Origin of the sequence: Bacillus cereus group sp. BfR-BA-01381, assembly GCF_022663555.1 — a bacterium.
Taxonomy (GTDB): domain Bacteria; phylum Bacillota; class Bacilli; order Bacillales; family Bacillaceae_G; genus Bacillus_A; species Bacillus_A pacificus.
In genome coordinates this window covers 1-3,021 of record NZ_JAKUFR010000180.1, presented here as the reverse complement: position 1 = coordinate 3,021, position 3,021 = coordinate 1, and the positions used below count along the sequence as shown (strand labels likewise).

Here is a 3,021-nt window from a genome sequence, read left to right as displayed (position 1 = left end):
AATCAAAAGTATTTTTTATGAAATCGTTGTCTATTGCTTCTAGGTTTTCACTAATTTCACTCATCTTTTCAGACACTAATTCATGATTTCCTTTTTGATATAGTAACTGACACAATAATAAGTCTATTAACAGTATCATTTCATCACTCTTAGTTGTTCGGCTTACTTTACGAAGCTTATTGTATGACTGTAAAAGGTTCACATCTTCATCTGTATATCTTTTATATATCCACTTATATACGTTAGCCCATTCTTGATTCTTGGCATTTGTATATTTTTTTCCTTCTTCTACAACGTATTCTCTATCTATTATGATTTTCAGGGTGTCAAAGTCGCCCCGCAACGACAAATATTCCATTATCTCTCTTCTATTCTTTGGTTTTGCATATTGTATATAACGTGACAAGTATTGTCTCTCTGTTCTTATACCTTTATTTAATAAGGCTAAAGATTTTGTAAGATATGAAAACCTCATCTGTCGTTGCCCTTTAAAGACTGCGGTTACTCCACTGGGACTAATACCCCAATGTGTTGCTAAATTAGTTTTACTAATACCAGCTAACGCTAAATCACCAGAAAGACTTTGTAATAAACTTTGCATATTAATTTGTCCCCTTCTTTCGGAACAAAAGACACGTAACCCTTTTTTACTATATTTTATATTCGGAAAACGCGTCACTACATTCAATTGTTGTGTTATACTAGTTGTGGACTTGCAGTAAGTGTTTTCCCTATTAGGCTAGGGAAGACGGTGTAAGAGTGCTGTCACACTTTTACACAATCTGTGAGTCTTTTTTTCGTCCGTTTGATATTTGAATTCATTTTAACACGTTTTTTCTCAATATTCGGATTCTGTATTATTTTCAAATGTTGAGAAAGTTTTTTCTCTTCAATATATTACCATAGAATATGAACATGTTTTCTGATTACCGGACGAATTATGCATCATTGCATATTTTAAAACTCGCATGTGCATATTTTACCACATAATCGAACTTTTGTTCTATTCATTTCATACACTATTAAATTTATCACATTATACATTTAAAATGTTTAAAATTTAATCGTTTTATCCAAATACATTCCATCTTATCGCGCCGTTAAAGTATAATGTTCGAAGATTAAAAAGGTGGTGTAACCCGTGCAAACATTAGGAGAACGATTGCTGTACTTTCGCAAGATGCGTAAATTAAGACAAGAAGATGTTGCCCATCACCTAAATGTAGCACGAGCAACTTATACGAATTGGGAAGCGGATCGTGCAGAACCAGACATATCTACTTTAATAAAAATTAGTGATCTTTATAATATTTCAATCGATAATCTTGTTGGGCGAACATATCGAATAGAACCCCAATTCGAGGTTATTAAAGACCAAATTAAAGATTTGCATCCAGAAAAGCAAAAAAGAGCACTAAATCTATTAGTTGAACATGCATACTTAATTAAAAAATATTTTATAGATTAAACAAGTGTAAATAGCATAAAAAGAACCATAAATTTGAAATATATTCTATTTGCCCCTATTTTACATGGAAAAATATTCTTCTTCCAGCGGTAAAATGTACATAATTTTACAGTTTTATCAAGACAGCTAATCGCTGTCTTTTTTTATGCCAAATTCGACAAAATATGACAATACATCCTATAAACCTTTGATATTATTAATAATAAAATCTTACATTTTGTATATTAGGAGGAACTAATTTGTTTAAAAAAATATCAACTCTATTATTAGGAACTTTACTTGCATTTGTCCTTGCTGCCTGTGGTAGTGATACAAGCGATGATAAAGCTGTATATGAAAAAGAAGTAAAACCGCAACTGGATGCAATGATGAAAGAATATGACGATATTTGGAACCAAGAGTGGAAACCATTATGGGCAGAAATAAGCACAAATCCAAAAGCTACTAATCCAAATGAATTGAAAACAAAAATGGATTCAGTATCTACAAAATATGATGCTCTTTCTAAAAAAGTAGTAGATTTTAAAGGTGAAAATAAAATAAGCGACGCCGATTTAAAAGAAAAGATCACTAATTTTAAAAGCGAATTTGTTCTTTCAGTAGGATATAGAGGAAATGCTGCAAAGGCAGTTAAACAAGGTTTAGATGGCGTTGCACCTATGCGTGACAGAATGGAAGAATCAAAAAAATCAATAGAATTAGCTGATAAAAAGTTAACAAGTGCAGTAGGAAGTTTAGGAACTGTTGAATCTACACTAGGTGTTAAACGATAATTCTACTTTGATTTGTGGATAAGTGTAGTTATCCACAATAAAAGCCCGACATTTATTGTCGGGCTTCTCTTTTTCTCTTCTTTTTTCCACAAACTTCTGCTATGATTGATAGAGTAGATACATAAATTGCAAATGTAAATTTTTCATATAAAAAAAACAAAAACCCCGACGGAATTTTCAAAGGTTGATGTAAGTTTGGCCGCCTACTAAACCGATGAAAATTAGAACACGAGGTTTGTTATCACATATTCAAATTGCTATTTCTATTAATATGATAGCATAAAAAAATATGAATAACAATCCTCTAATTTCTTATACCCATTTTTTAGTCGGGGTAAAAAATTGGAGGATTTTTTGTTATGACAAAAAGCAATAAAGAACGACGTATTAACGGTATGAAAGCAAGTACAGATTTATATTTTCAATTATTCCAGTACTTATTTTATGAACCTAAATATAGAAAACTTAGTAATAATGCTCGTGTCTTATATTCTATCTTACGTGATCGATACAAGCTTTCAGTACAAACTTCTCAAGTAAAAGATACTTTTATTGATGACGACGGTAATATTTTCTGCATTCTAGATAACACTGAACTTAGTTATCTATTAACAGTATCAGAACCAACAGCAATTAAAGCGAAAAAAGAATTACATGCTGCTGCTCTACTTGAAGAAGTACCAGTAAAAGACGAAGCTAATCGTTTATATGTATTAGAACCAGAATTAACAACAGATAACTGGACTTATATGTCTGAATTAGATGAATTACGTAAGCAGA

The 3,021-nt window shown here is 31.3% G+C and carries 4 protein-coding genes; 3 read left to right on the top strand and 1 reads right to left on the bottom strand.

Annotation, left to right across the window (positions count from 1 at the left end; translation table 11 throughout):
• Positions 1 to 601: AimR family lysis-lysogeny pheromone receptor (locus MR079_RS27990; RefSeq protein ID WP_242295053.1), on the bottom strand; the 601-nt coding region annotated here is incomplete at its 3' end.
• 561 nt (positions 602 to 1,162) lie between these two features.
• Between MR079_RS27990 and MR079_RS27985 the strand changes: the two genes are divergently transcribed.
• From MR079_RS27985 to MR079_RS27975, 3 genes are all read left to right on the top strand, one after another.
• Complete coding sequence (locus MR079_RS27985) at positions 1,163 to 1,468, top strand: helix-turn-helix domain-containing protein (protein WP_242295052.1); 306 nt, start codon at positions 1,163 to 1,165, stop codon at positions 1,466 to 1,468.
• A gap of 239 nt (positions 1,469 to 1,707) precedes the next feature.
• Positions 1,708 to 2,241: a ribonuclease gene (locus tag MR079_RS27980; RefSeq protein ID WP_242295051.1), complete on the top strand. Its 534-nt coding sequence runs from the start codon at positions 1,708 to 1,710 to the stop codon at positions 2,239 to 2,241.
• Positions 2,242 to 2,600: 359 nt separating this feature from the next.
• A partial coding sequence (locus MR079_RS27975; RefSeq protein ID WP_242295050.1) for a replication initiator protein A occupies positions 2,601 to 3,021 on the top strand: 421 nt, incomplete at its 3' end.